Genomic DNA, 18,476 nt, shown 5'->3' with positions numbered 1-18,476 from the left:
GTATCGCTATGTATCACCTTCGGGTTCCACAAACAGAAGAAGAATTAGAGCGCTACTATCAGTTCCGCTGGGAAATGTTGCGTAAGCCCCTGCATCAACCAAAAGGTTCGGAACGCGACGCGTGGGATGCGATGGCGCATCACCAGATGGTCGTCGACGAGCAGGGTAATCTGGTGGCAGTAGGGCGGCTGTATATTAATGCCGATAACGAAGCGTCCATTCGCTTTATGGCTGTTCATCCCGACGTGCAGGACAAAGGGCTGGGAACGCTGATGGCGATGACCCTGGAGTCGGTAGCGCGCCAGGAAGGCGTTAAGCGCGTGACCTGCAGCGCCCGTGAAGACGCGGTGGAGTTTTTTGCCAAACTGGGGTTTGTTAATCAGGGAGAGATCACCACGCCAACCACCACGCCGATTCGCCATTTTTTGATGATTAAACCTGTCGCTACTCTGGATGACATTCTGCATCGCGGCGACTGGTGCGCGCAGTTGCAACAAGCGTGGTATGAACACATCCCGCTTAGTGAAAAAATGGGCGTGCGCATTCAGCAATATACCGGGCAAAAATTTATCACCACCATGCCGGAAACCGGCAATCAGAATCCGCATCATACGCTTTTTGCCGGGAGTTTATTCTCACTGGCAACGCTCACCGGTTGGGGGCTTATCTGGCTGATGCTGCGCGAACGCCACCTCGGCGGAACGATTATTCTGGCGGATGCGCATATCCGCTACAGCAAGCCGATTAGCGGCAAACCTCATGCGGTAGCCGACCTCGGTGCCTTAAGCGGCGATCTCGACCGTCTGGCGCGCGGACGAAAAGCACGGGTGCAGATGCAGGTCGAAATCTTTGGCGACGAGACGCCGGGTGCGGTGTTTGAAGGTACGTATATCGTTCTGCCCGCGAAGCCATTTGGCCCGTATGAAGAGGGCGGGAACGAAGAAGAGTAGGGGCGTTTTAATTAAATACCGGTTGGTGGCGGCACTGACCGGTCTGCGATGGGTGATAAATTTTATCTTAAGCCTGATGCGTTAAATACGCTGAATTTTTTCGGGTACACTATCCTGATGATGTAAATGAAGACCAAATCAAAAAAACAAATATCCTTGAATATAATATATTCATAGCACCCATAGCTCATCCTTATTATTTGTTGTTGCTTTTCTGTGGATGCGATTCCGCCTAATTAAGAGTCGTAATTGAAATAACTGCAACTGTTGCATTATCTTTGGAAAACGTCTCGCAAAAACAAAACAATATGCAAAGATCAGCTTTCGTTAATTAATTTTTCGGCGTAGTTTTCGCACATACATTAATGAGTAATATATGTAAGGTGGTGGCAATGGCGATGAATACGGTTTTTCTTCATTTATCAGAAGAGGCAATTAAACGACTGAATAAGCTCAGGGGCTGGCGTAAAGTTTCGCGATCTGCAATTTTACGCGAAGCGGTAGAGCAATATCTGGAGCGGCAGCAATTTCCGGTGCGTAAGGCAAAAGGCGGCAGGCAAAGGGACGAGGCAGTTGGTGTTGAAGAACTATGTAAGCAGCATAAGGAATGACAAAAAGATTTTTTCATTCTTGAATATAAAGAACAGATGCCCTTATTCTGGTATTAATACAAGGTTGTTTTACCTGAACTTATAATAACTGCAACTGTTACATCATATCTGGAAAACGCCTCGCAAAAATAAAAAGTGATGCGTAAATGAGCTTTCTTTAAGCATTCGACAAAGGTACTTTTCTCCCCATAGATTCAAAAATGATATTGGCGAGATATTTATGAACTCTCTGGCAGGTATGGATATGGGCAGAATTTTACTCGATTTATCGAATGAGGTGATTAAGCAACTTGATGATCTTGAGGTGCAGCGTAATCTTCCTCGTGCGGAGCTATTACGGGAAGCGGTAGATCAATACCTGGTAAATCAATCGCAAACAGCAAGAACCAGTGCTTTTGGCATATGGCAAGGGCGTGAGGAAGATGGTGTCGAATACCAGTGTAAGCTGCGCGAGGAATGGTAATGGGAAAAAATGATATCAATCAGATTGCTGACAACGTGCGCGTTGTTCATGCCGGATGCGGCGTGAACGCCTTAACCTGCAAATAAAGTACTGCAAATTCAATGTATTGCGGTTTACTGGTAGGCCTGATAAGCGCAGCGCATCAGGCAATCTTGCGCTTGTCATCAGTGACATACCAATAACCTTATCGATGTGTTGGAGGGAAGAACGAGGCAAACAGACACTTGCGGCATGATCTTGAATGGGTAACGCGGAATACGAGAGATGGTGTCGTCACACCCTATGAGCTGTAATCCGGGCGACCAGCGCCACCCGGAAAACGTCAGAGATTACTCTCCTTCACCCGGGAACAGGAACGGGTTGATGGAGCTACGCGCGTAGCCTTCTTGCTCCATTCGTGCGTCCAGGACCAGAGAGGCGAGGTCATCTGCCACGGCTTCAACTTTCGGTTCTTTTTCCTGATAAAGAATCTTCAGGTAAGTGCCGCAGTCATCGCAGCTTTCGGCTTTAATCGCGGCCTGTTCGTCATCCAGCGACCAGTAGTGCAGTTTGCCACTCTGCTCGCAGTTGCTGCATTTTACGCGCACTACGTGCCATTCGGTTTCACACAGGTTGCAGTGCAGGTAACGCAGCCCCTGAGTGGTGCCAATTTGCACCATGCTGGACACAGGCATAGAACCACAAACCGGGCAATATTGACGTTGTTCGCCGTATTCAGCGCGGGCTTTGCCGGGGATCAGATTGGCCATCTGCGCCCAGTAGAGCGACAGTGCAGCCCAGATAAACGGCGCTTTATCGCTGCTGACGGACGAGAAATCAGAGGCAAACAGTGCGCTGGCCATATCTTCCAGCTCCTGAGTCGATGCCTTCTCCAGATTCTCAATCACTGCCAGCGCCGGGCCGCTCATTTCAGGTTTCAGCTCAGCAATCAGCGCCATCAGCAGCTTTTGCCAGTGCTTATCACGCGGCAGAACGTGAATATCCAGCGGGGGCTTGCCTTGTGCGCTGGCTTCTTTAATGCGCGCGGTCAGATCCATCTCCAGCGAATGGTCGTACAGCACCACTTCCTGGGCGTGGGCGATAAGCGCAGCAAAGCGCAGGTAATCACCCAGCGGATTATTTTCTGCCAGCTCGCGCAGGCGCTCGGCGCGGCGGTTGTATAAATTCTTGAGCCGAGGGAACAATAACGGCGGAATCATATCCGCCGTACGTTTCTCGCTCGAACCCAGCTCATCTTGCGGGATTATGCGAATACTCATTCAGCTTTCTTTTCCGTTGTCTTGCGGACCTCACGGTACCAGCGCGGGTGATGTTTCTTCGCCCAGGCGCTGGTAACCCATCCTTCCACCATGGCGGTAATCGTGCCTTTCACCCAAAGGGCGGCGTAGATATGCACCATGATAACCACAATTAACGCCACTGCGGCAAATGAATGCAGCATTAACGCGAATCGGATCACCGGGATTGAGAAAGCAGGCGCAAAATAAGGACGCCAGATAATCACGCCGCTCACCAGCAGCAGAACCAGGAAAATAATCGCCGCCCAGAAAACGCATTTCTGACCGAAGTTATAACGCCCGGTGTCACCTACTTCCTCGTTGACGACGATCTTACGAATATTCTTCGCCCAAAAGATATCATCCCGATTGATTAGGTTGTGATGCCAGTAACGGAAAAACATGATGATGAACGAGGCAAACATAACCACGCCGACAAACGGGTGCAGAATTCGCGCCAGCTGCGGTGTGCCCATGATTTGCATCAACCAGTTGAAGGACGGGAACAAAAAGCCCAGCCCGCTCACCGCTGCCAGGATGAAGCAGAAGGCGGTTACCCAGTGGTTGATACGTTCCGGCGCGGTGTAGCGCACGATGGTGTCACGTCGTTTCATTTGCGCTCCTCGTCTTTCTCTTCGTGCAGATTGTTCTCTTCCTCATCCGCACGGTTCGGACCGACACCCACGTAGTGGAAGATACTGGCTGCGAAGGTAGCCGCAAAGCCAACAGCTGCGAGCGGTTTCCAGATGCCTTTCCAGAATTTCACGGTTTCGCTGATTTCCGGGTTCTCCGGCAAACCATGATACAGATTTGGCTTGTCAGCATGGTGCAGCACGTACATGACGTGTGTACCACCAACGCCCGCCGGATCATACAGACCCGCATTGTCGTAACCGCGGGTTTTCAGTTCAGCCACGCGCTCGCTCGCCAGCGTTTTCATCGACTCTTTCGTACCGAAGTGAATCGCACCCGTCGGGCAGGTCTTCACACAGGCCGGTTCTTGCCCAACCACCACGCGGTCAACGCACAGCGTACATTTGTAGACGCGGTTGTCTTCCGGGTTGAGGCGCGGAATGTCGAACGGACAGCCCGCAATGCAATAACCGCAGCCAATGCACTGCTCAGACTGGAAGTCGACGATACCGTTGGCATACTGAATAATTGCCCCTTCCGCCGGGCACGCTTTCAGGCAGCCCGGATCGGAACAGTGCATACAGCCGTCTTTGCGGATCAGCCATTCCAGTTTGTCGTTCTGCTCCACTTCCGAGAAGCGCATCACCGTCCACGATTTGGCGCTTAAATCATTGGGGTTGTCGTACACCCCAATGTTATTGCCGACGGTATCGCGAATATCGTTCCACTCTGAACACGCCACCTGACAGGCTTTACAGCCGATACAGGTGGTGACGTCGATGAGTTTCGCCACTTCTTCCTGGAAATCCCGCGCCTGAGGCGCGGGGGTCAGACCGTTAGTCGCGGAACGACGAATGATATCTTGCGATTGATAAGCCATATGTCGTCTCCGTTACACCTTTTCCACATTCACAAGGAAGGATTTAAACTCCGGCGTCTGCGTGTTCGCGTCACCGACGAATGGCGTTAACGTATTGGCAATAAAGCCTTTTTTAGCTACGCCTTCATAGCCCCAGTGAATCGGAATGCCGATGGTATCGATATCTTTGCCATTTGCTTTCAGCGTGCGTATACGTTTGGTCACCACCGCTTTGGCTTTGATATAGCCACGGTTGGAGGAGACTTTCACGGTATCACCCTGGGCAATGCCAAGTTTATTCGCCAGCGACTCCCCGATTTCCACAAACTGCTCTGGTTGCAAAATCGCGTTCAACAGCGCGTGTTTGGTCCAGTAGTGGAAGTGTTCGGTCAGACGATAGGTGGTTCCGACATACGGGAACTTATCGGCTTTACCCAATGCTTCGGCGTCGTCTTTAAAGATACGTGCAGCCGGGTTCGAGATAACGTTTGGATGCAGCGGGTTAGTCCCCAGCGGCGTTTCAAACGGCTCGTAGTGTTCCGGGAACGGTCCTTCCGCCATCTTATCGAGGGCAAACAGACGCCCCATGCCTTCCTGCTGCATGATAAACGGCCCGACGCCACTGCCCGGAGGCGCTGCGCTGTAGTCCGGAATATCCCAGCCAGTCCACTTGGTGCCGTCCCATTTCAGCAACTGACGTTTCGGGTCCCATGGGTTGCCCTGCGGGTCAGCGGAGGCGCGGTTATACAGGATGCGGCGGTTAAGCGGCCATGCCCATGCCCAGCCCAGCGTGTTACCGAGGCCAGACGGATCGGCGTTATCACGGCGTGCCATCTGGTTGCCTTCCGGCGTCCAGCTACCGGCGAAAATCCAGCAGCCACAGGAAGTCGTACCGTCATCGCGCAGTTGGGCGAACGAGCTAAGTTGTTGGCCTTTCTTGACGATAACCGCACCGGTTGCCGGATCGGTAATATCGGCCAGCGCTTTACCGTTGCTCTCCATCGCCACTTCTTCTGAAGATGGCTCATGAGGAATGGCGTAGTTCCAGGTCATGTTCAGCACCTGGTCCGGGTTAGCACCACCCTGTTCGGCATACATCTTGCGCAAGCGCAGGAAGATACCGGAGAGGATCTCGCCGTCGGTCAGCGCAATCCCCGGGGCGTCCGCACCTTTCCAGTGCCACTGCAACCAGCGACCTGAGTTAACGATAGAACCGTTCTCTTCCGCGAAGCAGGTCGATGGCAGACGGAACACTTCGGTCTGGATCTTCGACGAGTCAACTTCGTTCAGCTCACCGTGGTTCTGCCAGAAGTTGGAGGTTTCAGTGTTCAGCGGGTCGATGGTGACGAGGAACTTCAGTTTCGACAGACAACCGATCACTTTGTTTTTGTTCGGGAATGAGGCAACCGGGTTAAAGCCCTGGCAGATATAGCCATTGACCTTGCCCTCTTTCATCATCTCGAAGTATTGCAGGACGTCGTAGCCTTTATCCCACTTCGGCAACCAGTCAAAGCCCCAGCTATTTTCCGCCGTTGCTTTATCGCCAAAGAAGGCCTTCATCATTGAGACGAAGAATTTCGGGTAGTTGCTCCAGTAGTTAACCTGGCCTTCCAGCAGAGGTTTCGGCGTGCTGGCGGCGAGGTAGGTTTGCAGATCGGTCTGCTTCTCGCTCGGCAGCGTCATGTAACCTGGCAGGCTCTGCGACAGCAGCCCCAGGTCCGTCAGCCCCTGAATATTGGAGTGACCGCGCAGGGCGTTAACGCCGCCGCCTGCCATGCCCATATTGCCGAGCAGCAGCTGGATCATCGCCATCGTGCGGATGTTCTGCGCGCCAACGGAGTGTTGCGTCCAGCCGAGCGCGTAAAGGAACGAGGCGGTTTTATCGTGAGCACTGGTTTCTGCGATGTATTCGCAGACTTTCAGGAACGCGTCTTTTGGCGTACCACAGATGTTTTCAACCACATCTGGCGTGTAGCGGGAAACGTGCTGTTTCAGCAAGTTCCACACGCAGCGTGGATGTTGCAGCGTGGTATCGCGTTTGGCGAAGCCGTTTTCGTCTAGTTCGTAGGTCCAGCTGGATTTATCGTACTTGCGTTTTTCCGCGTCGTAGCCGGTGAACAGGCCATCTTCAAAGCCGTAATCCTCACGCACGATCAGGCTGGCGTTGGTATAGGCTTCGGTGTATTCGCGGTTGAATTTTTCATTGTTCAGCAGGTACAGCAATACGCCTGACAGGAAAGCAATATCAGTACCGGAACGAATAGGGGCATAGTAGTCAGCCACCGCCGCCGTACGCGTAAAGCGAGGATCGATCACAATCAGCTTCGCGCCGTTGTGAATTTTGGCTTCCATCGCCCAGCGGAACCCTACCGGGTGAGCTTCAGCGGCATTACCGCCCATCACCACGACGAGGTTGGCGTTCTTGATGTCGACCCAGTGGTTGGTCATCGCACCGCGACCAAATGTTGGAGCAAGACTTGCTACCGTTGGTCCGTGTCAGACACGCGCCTGGTTGTCGACCGCGAGCATACCCAGCGCTCGGGAGAATTTTTGCGTTAAATAGCCGGTTTCGTTACTCGACGCGGAAGCACACAGCATCCCGGTGGAGAGCCAGCGGTTAACTGTCACGCCTTCGGCGTTTTGCGCAATGTAGTTAGCATCGCGGTCTTCTTTCATCAGTTTGGCGATGCGATCAAACGCCTCTTCCCAACTGATTTGCTGCCATTTATCAGAACCTGGCGCACGGTATTCCGGGAACTTCAGACGGCTTTCGGAGTGGATGAAATCCACCAGGCCAGCGCCTTTCGGACAAAGTGCACCGCGGTTGACCGGGTGATCCGGATCGCCTTCGATATGGAAGATAGATGCTTTGGCGTTTTTTGCTCCGTCACCGAGGCTGTACATCAACAGCCCACAGCCTACGGAACAATAGGTGCAGGTATTACGGGTTTCGCGGGTGCGCAGCAGTTTATACTGCCGGGTTTCCGCGAGTGCTACGCTGGGTGCAAAACCCAGTGCCGCTGCCGTGGTGCCTGCCATACCGCCAGCGCAGATCTTAAAGAACTGCCTTCTGCTGACCTGCATGGATTGCTCCTTGTTTCGACATTGTCACGTCCCATTTACATTCGCTTGCTGAGTGTGCAGGGAGTGGGAGTTATTTTTCTTTGCGGAAGGGGCCGCAAAGGTCCAGAATTGGCTCAATTTCCCTCCATCCAGGAAGGGTTTGTAACAGAATACCATAATGTTGGTGTGTGTGTTCTTATCTGGTTAATATAAAGTGAAAAAAACACGGCAAAAAGAAGTCAAAAATGTGATAAATGTCACAGGCGTTAGCCAAATTGAGTTATGGCGTCGTGACGATTTACAACACCCACGGTTAGATGAGGTGGCGGAAGAAGTTCCCGTTGCGCTGGTCTACAACGGTATTTCGCATGTAGTGATGATGGCGTCGCCCAAAGACCTTGAGTACTTTGCGCTCGGATTTTCGCTTTCCGAGGGGATTATAGAAAGCCCGCGCGATATCTTCGGCATGGATGTCGTTCCTTCCTGTAATGGTCTTGAAGTACAAATTGAGCTTTCCAGCCGCCGCTTTATGGGGTTGAAGGAGCGTCGCCGGGCGCTGGCGGGGCGCACGGGCTGTGGCGTATGCGGCGTGGAGCAACTTAATGACATCGGAAAACCGGTGCAGCCGCTGCCGTTCACCCAGACGTTTGATCTCAATAATCTTGATGACGCGTTACGCCATCTCATCGACTTCCAGCCAGTGGGGCAATTGACCGGTTGTACCCATGCCGCCGCCTGGATGCTGCCGTCTGGCGAACTGGCTGGTGGGCATGAAGACGTGGGTCGCCATGTGGCGCTGGACAAACTGTTAGGCCGCCGGTCACAAGAAGGGGAAAGCTGGCAGCAAGGTGCGGTGCTGGTTTCCAGCCGTGCCAGTTATGAAATGGTGCAAAAGTCGGCGATGTGCGGCGTAGAGATTTTGTTTGCGGTGTCTGCCGCGACCACACTTGCTGTAGAAGTGGCTGAACGCTGTAATTTGACGCTGGTGGGTTTTTGTAAGCCGGGTCGGGCAACGGTTTATACCCATCCGCAGCGTTTGATTCATAATTAAAGAAATACCGCAATTCTGATTCTGGATTGCGGTTCTATTTTTCTATTAAATAATACTCAATATATTATTCAGCATTTAAATAATAATTTCACCACAAGAAATTATCTCGTTAACTCCGGTTTATATCGATATACTCCAGTTGCATTAATCCTTTAAGGATTAATCATTATTTATATAAGACATTTTGTTTTAATCATCGCGTCAATAAATAAATGTTTCCGATGCGTGAATGAAAATAACAAACCTTGCACCGGTTGTAAAAACAGCAATGTATTTTCAATAGTGGGTGATGGATTATGAGTATTGAAAAATGAGTACATTACAGTTACCTGGCAGTTCATATTCTACAGAAGTTAATTTAAACGGCTTAATTGAGGTGCTCAGCAAGCATCTTTACTCCACTCCCGTGGTTGCCGTGCGCGAGCTGGTGCAAAACGGACACGATGCGATCGTGCGCCGCAGGATTGAGCAGCCCGATGCGCCAAAGGATAACCAAATTCGTGTGGTGGCTGACGTGGTGAAGTCCACTATCACTATTACCGATACCGGTGCGGGACTGACAGAAAGCGAAATTCACGGCTTCCTGGCTACAGTGGGCGTGGGTTATACCCGAATGTTGCGCCAGCAGGATGACAACACCGGTTTAATTGGTATGTTCGGCCTCGGTTTTTTGTCGGCCTTTGTACTGGCAAAAGAGGTCACGGTGTTGACCACATCCTGGCAAACGCCGGATCAGAGCTGGAAATACCACTCTACCGACGGGCAAAAATATACCGTTACGCCGCATCAGTCCTCGGAAACGGGAACGCAGGTGATTCTGACGCTCAAAGAAGAGTACAGCCATCTGGCGAGTAACAATTTGCTGAACCGCGTTCTTTCCCGCTACTGCATATTGCTGCACGAACCGGTCTATGTGGGGGATGCCAGCGAGCCGGTGAACAAACTCCAGCCGCCGTGGCGTGAAGAAACGCCAGATGGCGTAACCATACACCGCGCGCTGGTACAGCGTAAAAATCTCGCCTTTGCCGCACAGTTTGAATCCTCCTTCGAACCGATTTGCACCATTCCGGTGGTGCCAGCGGGAATGAGCGACGCGGTGGGGATTTTATGGATTCAGGATGGCGCGACCTACGGCACCAGCGATAACCGCAACCTGTCGTTGTTTTTGCGCGGTATGTTACTGGATGATGAAGCGCGTGAGTTGTTACCGCCCTGGGCCGGATTTATTGGCGGCGTGATTGAGTCATCGAAACTGACGCCGACGGCGAGCAGGGAAGATCTCCAGCGGGATGAAACCTGGGTTGCGGTACAAGAGGCATTAAAAGAGGCGCTGATTTCTGGCTTGTCCGATCTCGCACAAAATCAGCCAGAAATCTGGCGGCGTGTATTAATGCGCCACAACGAAGCGTTGCTGGGTGCGGCCTTGTGTGATGATCGTCTGTTTGATTTGCTCAAAGATCGCTTGCAGGTGCCAACGTCAAAAGGCGCGCTGCTGGCGAAGGATTTACGCGTTAATAACAGCATTCATATTCTGTTAAGCCGCGACGGCGGTTTTGAAGAGATGTTGTTCCATATTCTGCAACGGCCTGTAGCCCGTGGCGATCGCTATGCGGTGGTGCCATTTTTACGCCGTTGGGCGCTGTTGTATCACTGCCGGATTATCGAAGTCGGTACGCAAACGGGCAATGAGCAGTTGTTCAGCCTGGCAGAATTACCCGAAGAGCAGGTGGCTTATCTGGAAGAGCATCTTTGCGATGGCGAGCAATTAATTATCTCCCGCTTCGAACCCGCCGTTTTACCGCTCGTGGTCACGCCAGACCGCGAAGCAGAATTAAAACAAATTCTCGAACAGGATGACGCAGATAAACGCATCAGTACCGCAGCGTTAATGCTGGCGCGGCAATTTACCTCGCAAATCCAAAAAACGAAAACCTCAAGTCTGTATATCAATCTTAATAACCCCTGTGTCATGCAACTGGTGACGGCCTTACAACAGCATCAGCAGCCAACGGCAGCATTACGGTTATTAAAATCGCTGAAAGTGATTTTGTGCTCCAGCGGTAATAAAGAACAGCAGTGGGATTTACACCAGGCACTGGAAGATTTTACTCAGGTTATTCCTGTCTTAATTAATCAAGGAAAATAAAATGGATACATGGGAGTGGTACAACAAATATAGCCAGGAGTTGCGTGATGCCGGGCAGGAGTATATTCCGCAGATAATTGATGATTTTTCTGAAGGTGTTTTACATCTGCAAATGGAAAAGTGCGATTCGTTATTACCGGAAATGAAAGCACTGAATCAGGTGGCAAAAAATCCGTGGCTGGAAATATTTATCGGACACTGGGAGATGCGCCATCGTCTGACCAACTACGAAGAAGGCGAAAAAGTGCTGCCTGACGTGGTGGCGCTGTTTGAAAAAGCGCATCGGGAAGAGGCTAAAGATTGCCCGCAATCTATCTGCGTTACGCAGGATTTATCCGCCTGCTACGAGAATATAGATGCCCCAGGCTGGGCCAATGAACGCATGGCGGTATGTGAAGAAACCATCGCGCGCATTGATCCGACCTGGAGCTGCTTTATGTGTTTATCCTGCGAATATGCCAGTGCGCTGATGGATTCCAACAGAACAGAGGAGGCGTTGGTTTATATCGACAGGCAAATCGAGGCGGTGAAAGCATCGGGGAGTGAATATTTAGAAGCGCTGCTGGCAACACGCGCTGATATTTTGGTTGCCCTTCAGCGTTACGATGAAGCGCGTGAAGTGATTGATGAACTGGCAAAAGAGAATGATTATTGGGGACGCGACCGCATCAATTATCAACTCAAAAAAATGTACATCATGGCGTTATGCGGGCAGGACGAAGAAGTCTGGGAGGAATTGCCGCGTTGGTCAGATCTGACTCCCTATTCATGGGGACCATGGCTGAAGATTATTACTGAATTACTTCCTCGTAATTCACAGAGAAACCACTGGCAACTGGCGCGAATCATCCAAAAAATGCTGGAGCACCGTTCACAGGCCGGGGCGCACCGCAAAGTGGTTGATCTGGCGAAACTGCAAATCACCCTTGCACTGGAGCGTGAATCCGTCTGGGTTGCCAAAATGGCGATGAAACTGGCTCAGCAGCACATACCGAAATTACGCGCGTTACTGGGCGTTGATCGCGAGTTTCTTGAACTTAGTGAAAAAATCGCTGCTAAAGAGGCGGAACTGCTTGCTCGTCCGGTTGTTGAAGCACCTGAAGATAGTGATGAAGAAACGCAGCCAGATCCAGAAAAAGACGTAGAGATATTCCGTCGCGCTTATCTGAACACGCCAGATGATACGGAATTGTTGGGTAAACTGGTCAATGCGTTAAAGGCTTGCAATGCGCTTGATGAGTCGATCGAACTCCTGCAACGCTACGTTGAAAGCCACATCCAGGAAGATAACAATCTCTGCTTTGATCTGCTGGATCTCCTGCTACACCGTGGCGATCAGCAAGCGATCGAACAACTGGCGAAGCAGTATGAACAGGCGGGCCTGATGCATATGGCATTGTGGTTCCGTGCACGTGTGCTTAACCAGCAAGAAAATTGGGTCGAACTGGAAGCGATTGGCCAGCAATTGCTACAACATGAAAAAGGGCGTGAGTGGATCGGCGTTTATCGCATGTGCTCTTGGGCAGCACAAAAACAGGAAGCCTGGGATCGACAACTGGATTATTTACAGCAATTTCAGCAACTTTTGCTCCGTCGCGAAGAAGATATTCGTAATCTCCAGTGGGATATCATGGCGACCGCCAGCATCTTACAACAGTGGGATTTGGTGCGAACTATCGCCGCAGAACTGGAAATCGAACTCACAGAAGGCGAAGGTTTTATCGACGAAAAATGGGGACTACTGAACATCCGTTTCCGGGAAAACTTCGAATACCGCTATTACTATGCTCAGCGGATTGGGCCAGTAACAGCAAGGATTATAGAGCCGACTTACCGGACCGATTTCCCGCAACATGTTGATGAAATTGTGGTTTTCGATGCAGAAATGTTGAATACCCGACCTGAAGACGAAGAAGAGCAGAAGAATTTCACGCCACTTTATGGGTGTCTGAAAACCATTATCCCGACCGAGTACGGCGAGTCCTGGTTCTGCGAAGGTGTCATGCCTGGTGAAGAACAGTTTAATGCCTTCCGTGAGGCGCTCCGTGAACGAAACTGGTACTACTGGAGCAACAGTAATGACGACTATACGTTAACCGATAGTCATCAGGGAGAAGGCGCTGATCCGCTGCCCGCGTTCTATTTTGTTATCAGTGCGCCGCGTTCAGTTTCTAAAGGTGATATCGATAAGACCTTGCACGAATTGACCTCTGACTGGGAACATCCGTTGTGCTGGTGGCGTCTTGCCAAAGAAGCCGGAGCAAATGAAGAGAAACATGCTGCTATTTCTGAACGTTATGGGATGTAATGCAGATTTAAATAACGGGGGGCAGAAACTTCTCTCCCGCAGCGGTTAAACTGTTAATTGAATTAAGTCCTGTAATTTATATATGAAATTACAGGACTTATTCATTCAGTGAATTGTATCTATTTATTTATAAACAAAACACGTGTAGTGACGCTTTCTTTTTTCCTTTATTATATTCACTCTCTTATTTATCTATTTATAAGGCAATTAAATGAAAAGGAATTTATTATCTTCAGCTATTATTATCGGCATAATGGCCCTCGGTATCACCGGATGTGATGATAAAAAAGCCGAAACAGAAACTCCCCCGCCCGCCAATAGTCAACCTGCCGCACCAGCTCCTGAAGCCCCCGTTGCAAAAGCAGAAGCTAAGCCTGAAACGCCTGCGCAACCGGTGGTAGATGAACAAGCGGTTTTCGACGAAAAAATGGATGTCTATATTAAGTGCTACAACAAGTTACAGATCCCTGTACAGAGCAGTCTGGCGCGTTATGCCGACTGGCTGAAAGATTTTAAACAGGGGCCTACCGGTGAAGAGCGTACTGTTTATGGCATCTACAGCATTAGTGAATCCAGTCTCTCTGAGTGTGAAAAAGGCGTAAAAAGTGCTGTGGCGTTAACACCTGCGCTGCAACCTATTGATGGCGTGGCGGTGAGTTATATCGATGCTGCCGTGGCATTGGGTAATACCATTAACGAAATGGATAGATATTACACCCAGGAAAATTATAAAGACGATGCGTTTGCGAAAGGGAAAACATTGCATCAGGCATTCTTAAAAAATCTTGAAGCCTTTGAACCTGTAGCAGAATCTTATCATGCGGCTATTCAGGAGATTAATGATAAGCGTCAGCTTGTGGAACTGAAAAATATTGAAGAAAGTGAAGGGAAAACATTCCACTACTACTCTCTGGCAGTCATGATTTCAGCGAAACAAATTAATAACCTGATATCGCAAGAGAAGTTTGACGCAGAAGCGGCAATGAAGAAAACCTCTGAACTGGAAACGCTGGTGGCGCAGGCCAAAGAAGCGGATAAAGGCGGCATGAATTTCTCGTTCATTAATTCGGCAGACCAGTATCAACTTGAGGCTAAAAAATATGTTCGCCGCGTCAGAGATAAAGTTCCGTACTCTGACTGGGATAAAGAGCAACTTCAGGATGCAAATACAAGCTGGATGGTCGACGACTCATTTCCGCGAGCTTTACGCGAGTACAACGAAATGGTCGATGATTATAATCGCCTGCGTTAAACGTTTTTGATTTTGCTGATCAATGTAATGTCGGATACGGCTATGGACATCAGCCTGACCGAGCCATCGCAACAGACGAGCTGCTAACCGAAGTGGCAGTGTTGTGCGGATACGGAAGCATATCAATTCATAGTACCGGGGCGATGAAGCCCCGGCGTGAGAGATTACTGTCCGTAATAGGCATTCGCCCCGTGCTTACGCAGATAGTGCTTATCCAGCAGTTCGTTTTGCATGGCAGGAAGCTGCGGCGCGAGCTGACGCGAGAATAGCCCCATATACGCGCACTCTTCCAGCACCACGGCATTATGCACCGCATCGGCGGCGTTTTTACCCCAGGTGAACGGGCCGTGAGAATGCACCAGTACCGCCGGGATTTGTGCCGGACTCCTGCCGCGCTCTTCGAAGGTTTTAATGATCACTTCGCCAGTCTGGTATTCATACTCGCCGTTGATCTCCTCTGCGGTCATCTGGCGCGTGCAGGGGATCGCACCGTAAAAATAGTCAGCGTGAGTCGTACCCCAGGCAGGGAGATCAATCCCGGCCTGCGACCAGATAGTGGCATGGCGCGAGTGGGTATGCACAATGCCGCCAATTTCTGCATAGCGGCGATAAAGCGCCAGATGCGTTGGCGTGTCGGACGAGGGCTTTTTGCTGCCTTCCACCACCTTGCCGCTGGCTATCTCAACCACCACCATATCGTCGGCGGTCATCACTTCATACTCGACGCCGGAAGGCTTGATCACCATCCATTGCCGCGTTTCGTCTACCGCGCTGACATTGCCCCAGGTGAATGTCACCAGATGGTGAGCGGGAAGCGCCAGATTCGCCGTCAGAACCTCGGCTTTCAGTTGCTCTAACATATAAAACCGGCCTCCTGCATACGTGCTTCAATCCAGCGCCGCGCCTGAATAATTTCCAGTACCGGCTCATTGGCTTTTTCTGTCCACATCTCAATCAGAAATGATCCGCGATAATTCAGTTCATGCAGCGTTTTAAAGATGCCAACGAAATCAACGCAACCTTCGCCAAACGGTACGTCACGAAACTGGCCAGGACTCTGGTCGGTTACGGGTTGAGTGTCTTTCAGGTGAATAGCCGCAATACGGTCAATGCCCAGTTTTAGTTCAGCGGGAACATCATTGCCCCAGGCGCTGAGGTTGCCGACGTCCGGGTAGACGGTGAACCATGGCGAGGCGAGCATCTCGTCCCATTTTTTCCATTTGCTGATGGAGTTCATAAACGCGGTGTCCATAATCTCTACCGCCAGCATTACCTGCGCAGCGGCGGCCTGTTCAACCGCCCACGCCAGCCCTTCAGCAAAGCGTTGCTGCGTGCCTTCGTCATGGTCTTCGTAATAGACGTCGTAACCAGCCAGTTGAATGGTGCGAATACCGAGATCGCGCGCCAGGCGAATCGCTTTACTCATGATTTCCCGCGCCCGTTCGCGCACCGCCTCGTCCCGGCTGCCAAAGGGAAAACGACGATGGGCAGACAGGCACATTGACGGAATGGCAACGCCCGTTTCGATCATCGCGGTAACCAGCGAAGCCCTTTGTGCGGTGCTCCAGTCAAGACGTGAGAGCCGTTCGTCGGTTTCATCCACCGACATTTCGACAAAATCAAAACCGCAGCTTTTTGCCAGCACCAGCCGCTCCGGCCAGGAGAGATCTTTCGCCAGCGCCTTTTCATAAATCCCTAACGGATGATTACGCACGAGCACCTCCCCAGATTGCGTCGATTTGTGCATGGAAATCGCCAGCTACCTGCGCTGGATTTGCTGCGCCTGCCAGCGCCCGCCCGGCTATAAACGCTTTCACGCGGATATCTTTAAACAGCGGCAGGTCAGCAGGGGTAATCCCGCCGGTAATCGAAAGCTCAAGGCCGATATCGGAAAGCGCTTTCATGCGTGCCAGATCGGCCTCGCCCCACTGTTGCCCGCTGGCCTGTGCGTCGCGACCACGATGATAAATCGCCTGCCGCACGCCAATACGATGCCAGTCGCGGGCGTCGTCCAGCGTCCAGTTGCCGAACAGCTCTATCTGGATTTCACCGCCGCAGCGTTGCGCCATCGCGTGGCCTTTTTCCACCGTGGCGAGCGGCGCGGCGCAGATGATGGTCATCCAGTTAGCACCTGCGGTAAATGCTTGTTGAGCGAGTGTTTCACCAGCGTCGGCGACCTTCCAGTCAGCGACGATGATTTTGTCCGGGCACTGTTCACGCAAGGCTTTCACCGCGCCAAGCCCTTCGTTTAAACAGAGAATAGTGCCCGCTTCAACGATATCGACGCTGTCTTTTAACAGCGCAACGTCGCGCTGCGCAGCCTGCAGTGACGAATGGTCGAGGGCCAGTTGCAGAAGTGGTCTGCTCATAATGTGTGTTCCTTAATACGGGTGTGATAACCCTGAAGTGCGGCAATGAGTTGCTGATAGCGTTGATATTTTTGCTGGTAATGCTGATGAGCGGTCATATCCGGCAGCAGGGTGCGTACCGGATGTTGCAAGTTGCGCTGGGCTTCGCTGAAGTTGTGATATACGCCCGTGCCGACACGGGCAGCGAGCGCCGCGCCAAAGCATCCCGTTTCTTCCACCTGCGGCAATTCGATTCGTAAGCCGCTAACGTCCGCCAGCATTTGCATCCAGATATCGGAATGCGCCGGGCCACCAGTGACGCGCAGGGTGTGCACATCAGTAAAACGTTCGCGCATCCGGTTGAGGTGGGTCATGTGGCTGAACACCACGCCTTCATAAATGGCCTGCAACAGGTGCGCGCGGGTGTGAATGGCCTGCATCCCGTAGAAACCGCTGGTCATCTCGAGTCCGGCGTTGCTGCCGTACAGGAACGGCAGGAAAAAGAGATCGCCACTGGCTTTCGGCAAGCTGGCAACGGCCTGGTTGATCTCTGTAAACGAGATTTCTCCCCACTGCGCGGTAAACCATTCGAGATTGCCGGAAGAGGTAGGACTGGCTTCGTGAACGATAAATTGACCATCATTAACGTAACGGCCATAGACATACGGATGCGCTTCACCGTCACGTAAACCGCTGGTTATGCCGCTGGTCACTGCCCAGGTTCCCATCACCGCATTGAGGGTAGATTCGTCTTCGATCCCAGCGCAGAGTGCGGTGGAAACCACATCAAACAGGCCGCCGACAACGGGCGTACCCGCTTTCAGACCGGTTTGTGCGGCTGTCTGAGCGGTAATTTCCCCGCAGATTTTGGCAGAGCCAACCACAGGTGGCAGGGCGTGATTGATTTCACTGATCCCCAGCCAGTCGGTGAGACTCGGGTCGTATTGACCGCAGCTCATGTTGTAGAGATTAGACTCGGAAATATTGCTCTCTTCGCAGCCTTTGACGCCGGTTAAACACCAGCGCAGATAGTCGTGCGTCATCATCACGCAGCCAATTTGCGCATAGCGTTGCGGTTCGTGCACTTTCAGCCAGCGCAACAGCGACACCGGATGCCCGGTCCACAAGGTTTGTCGGGTCAGCGGGTAGAGTTTTTCCGGGATGCCATCTTCCTGCCAGCAACGAACGATTTCCATCGCCCGACGGTCGGAGGACAAAATGGCGTTACCGAGCGGTTTGTCATCTTTATCGAGTAAAAATAAGCCCTTCCCTTGTGCGGAGATGCCAATTCCGGCAATTTGCTCCCCGCTAACACCAGAATGAGTAAGCAGGGCGCGAATGACAGCCATGCAGCATTGCCACAGTTCTGCCATATCGCGCTCTGCCCAGCCTGGCTGCGGGCTTAATGCGCACAGCGGCAGGCGCTGCACGCCTGCCTCCCGGCCTTCGCGGTCGTACAGCCCGGCTTTCAGCCAGCTACCGCCACAATCTAACCCCAGCCAGTATTGCGTCATG

General features: G+C 51.7%; 15 protein-coding genes. 7 read left to right on the top strand and 8 right to left on the bottom strand.

What is annotated here, in order from left to right; translation table 11 throughout:
• Positions 1-8 precede the first annotated feature (8 nt).
• The 3 genes from fabY (at position 9) to FEM44_RS09155 (ending at position 2,024) form a co-directional block, all read left to right on the top strand.
• Positions 9-950: a fatty acid biosynthesis protein FabY gene (fabY, locus tag FEM44_RS09175; protein ID WP_001297068.1), complete on the top strand. Its 942-nt coding sequence runs from the start codon at positions 9-11 to the stop codon at positions 948-950.
• Positions 951-1,342: 392 nt separating this feature from the next.
• Positions 1,343-1,561 (top strand): CopG family transcriptional regulator, encoded by a 219-nt coding sequence (locus FEM44_RS09160; protein WP_001314326.1) that lies wholly within the window; start codon positions 1,343-1,345, stop codon positions 1,559-1,561.
• Positions 1,562-1,781: 220 nt separating this feature from the next.
• Positions 1,782-2,024 (top strand): CopG family transcriptional regulator, encoded by a 243-nt coding sequence (locus FEM44_RS09155; RefSeq protein WP_135522554.1) that lies wholly within the window; start codon positions 1,782-1,784, stop codon positions 2,022-2,024.
• A 329-nt stretch (positions 2,025-2,353) separates the two neighbouring features.
• Here the strand turns inward: FEM44_RS09155 and fdhE are convergent, their stop codons facing one another.
• The 4 genes from fdhE to fdnG are packed head-to-tail and all read right to left on the bottom strand — an operon-like array spanning position 2,354 to position 7,877.
• On the bottom strand, positions 2,354-3,283 hold the full coding sequence (fdhE, locus tag FEM44_RS09150) for a formate dehydrogenase accessory protein FdhE (protein ID WP_135522555.1): 930 nt from the start codon (positions 3,281-3,283) through the stop codon (positions 2,354-2,356).
• Positions 3,280-3,915, bottom strand: a complete 636-nt coding sequence (gene fdoI, locus FEM44_RS09145; protein ID WP_000829031.1) for a formate dehydrogenase cytochrome b556 subunit — start codon at positions 3,913-3,915, stop codon at positions 3,280-3,282. Before fdoI ends, fdhE begins: the two co-directional genes overlap by 4 nt.
• Positions 3,912-4,814 (bottom strand): formate dehydrogenase O subunit beta, encoded by a 903-nt coding sequence (fdoH, locus tag FEM44_RS09140; RefSeq protein ID WP_000331377.1) that lies wholly within the window; start codon positions 4,812-4,814, stop codon positions 3,912-3,914. Before fdoH ends, fdoI begins: the two co-directional genes overlap by 4 nt.
• A gap of 12 nt (positions 4,815-4,826) precedes the next feature.
• A complete protein-coding gene (gene fdnG / locus FEM44_RS09135; protein WP_130209998.1) occupies positions 4,827-7,877 on the bottom strand; it encodes a formate dehydrogenase-N subunit alpha in 3,051 nt (1,016 codons plus the stop codon).
• Between the two features lie 193 nt (positions 7,878-8,070).
• Here fdnG and fdhD point away from each other — a divergent pair, with 193 nt between their 5' ends.
• The 4 genes from fdhD (at position 8,071) to FEM44_RS09115 (ending at position 14,613) form a co-directional block, all read left to right on the top strand.
• Complete coding sequence (fdhD, locus tag FEM44_RS09130) at positions 8,071-8,907, top strand: formate dehydrogenase accessory sulfurtransferase FdhD (RefSeq protein ID WP_135522556.1); 837 nt, start codon at positions 8,071-8,073, stop codon at positions 8,905-8,907.
• 310 nt (positions 8,908-9,217) lie between these two features.
• On the top strand, positions 9,218-11,053 hold the full coding sequence (locus FEM44_RS09125; protein WP_135522557.1) for an ATP-binding protein: 1,836 nt from the start codon (positions 9,218-9,220) through the stop codon (positions 11,051-11,053).
• Between the two features lies 1 nt (position 11,054).
• Positions 11,055-13,361 (top strand): tetratricopeptide repeat protein, encoded by a 2,307-nt coding sequence (locus FEM44_RS09120; protein WP_135522558.1) that lies wholly within the window; start codon positions 11,055-11,057, stop codon positions 13,359-13,361.
• A gap of 211 nt (positions 13,362-13,572) precedes the next feature.
• Positions 13,573-14,613 (top strand): YiiG family protein, encoded by a 1,041-nt coding sequence (locus FEM44_RS09115; protein WP_135522559.1) that lies wholly within the window; start codon positions 13,573-13,575, stop codon positions 14,611-14,613.
• Positions 14,614-14,777: 164 nt separating this feature from the next.
• On the opposite strand, the gene araD is transcribed toward FEM44_RS09115, so the two are convergent.
• Genes araD through lyxK form a run of 4 tightly spaced genes read right to left on the bottom strand, consistent with a single transcriptional unit; the run spans position 14,778 to position 18,475 of the window.
• Positions 14,778-15,473, bottom strand: a complete 696-nt coding sequence (araD, locus tag FEM44_RS09110) for an L-ribulose-5-phosphate 4-epimerase (protein ID WP_135522560.1) — start codon at positions 15,471-15,473, stop codon at positions 14,778-14,780.
• Entirely contained in the window at positions 15,467-16,327 is an 861-nt protein-coding gene (locus FEM44_RS09105) for an L-ribulose-5-phosphate 3-epimerase (RefSeq protein ID WP_135522561.1), read from the bottom strand. The genes araD and FEM44_RS09105 overlap by 7 nt, the downstream gene beginning before the upstream one ends.
• A complete protein-coding gene (gene ulaD, locus FEM44_RS09100) occupies positions 16,320-16,982 on the bottom strand; it encodes a 3-keto-L-gulonate-6-phosphate decarboxylase UlaD (protein WP_135522562.1) in 663 nt (220 codons plus the stop codon). The genes FEM44_RS09105 and ulaD overlap by 8 nt, the downstream gene beginning before the upstream one ends.
• Positions 16,979-18,475 carry an L-xylulokinase gene (gene lyxK, locus FEM44_RS09095; RefSeq protein WP_135522563.1) on the bottom strand — a complete coding sequence of 499 codons (1,497 nt, stop codon included), beginning with the start codon at positions 18,473-18,475 and terminating at the stop codon, positions 16,979-16,981. Before lyxK ends, ulaD begins: the two co-directional genes overlap by 4 nt.
• Position 18,476 lies beyond the last annotated feature (1 nt).

Origin of the sequence: Escherichia sp. E4742 (assembly GCF_005843885.1) — a bacterium.
Classification (GTDB): Bacteria; Pseudomonadota; Gammaproteobacteria; order Enterobacterales; family Enterobacteriaceae; genus Escherichia.
The sequence above is the reverse complement of the archived record's forward strand: the minus strand, read 5'-3'. Positions and strand labels throughout refer to the sequence as shown.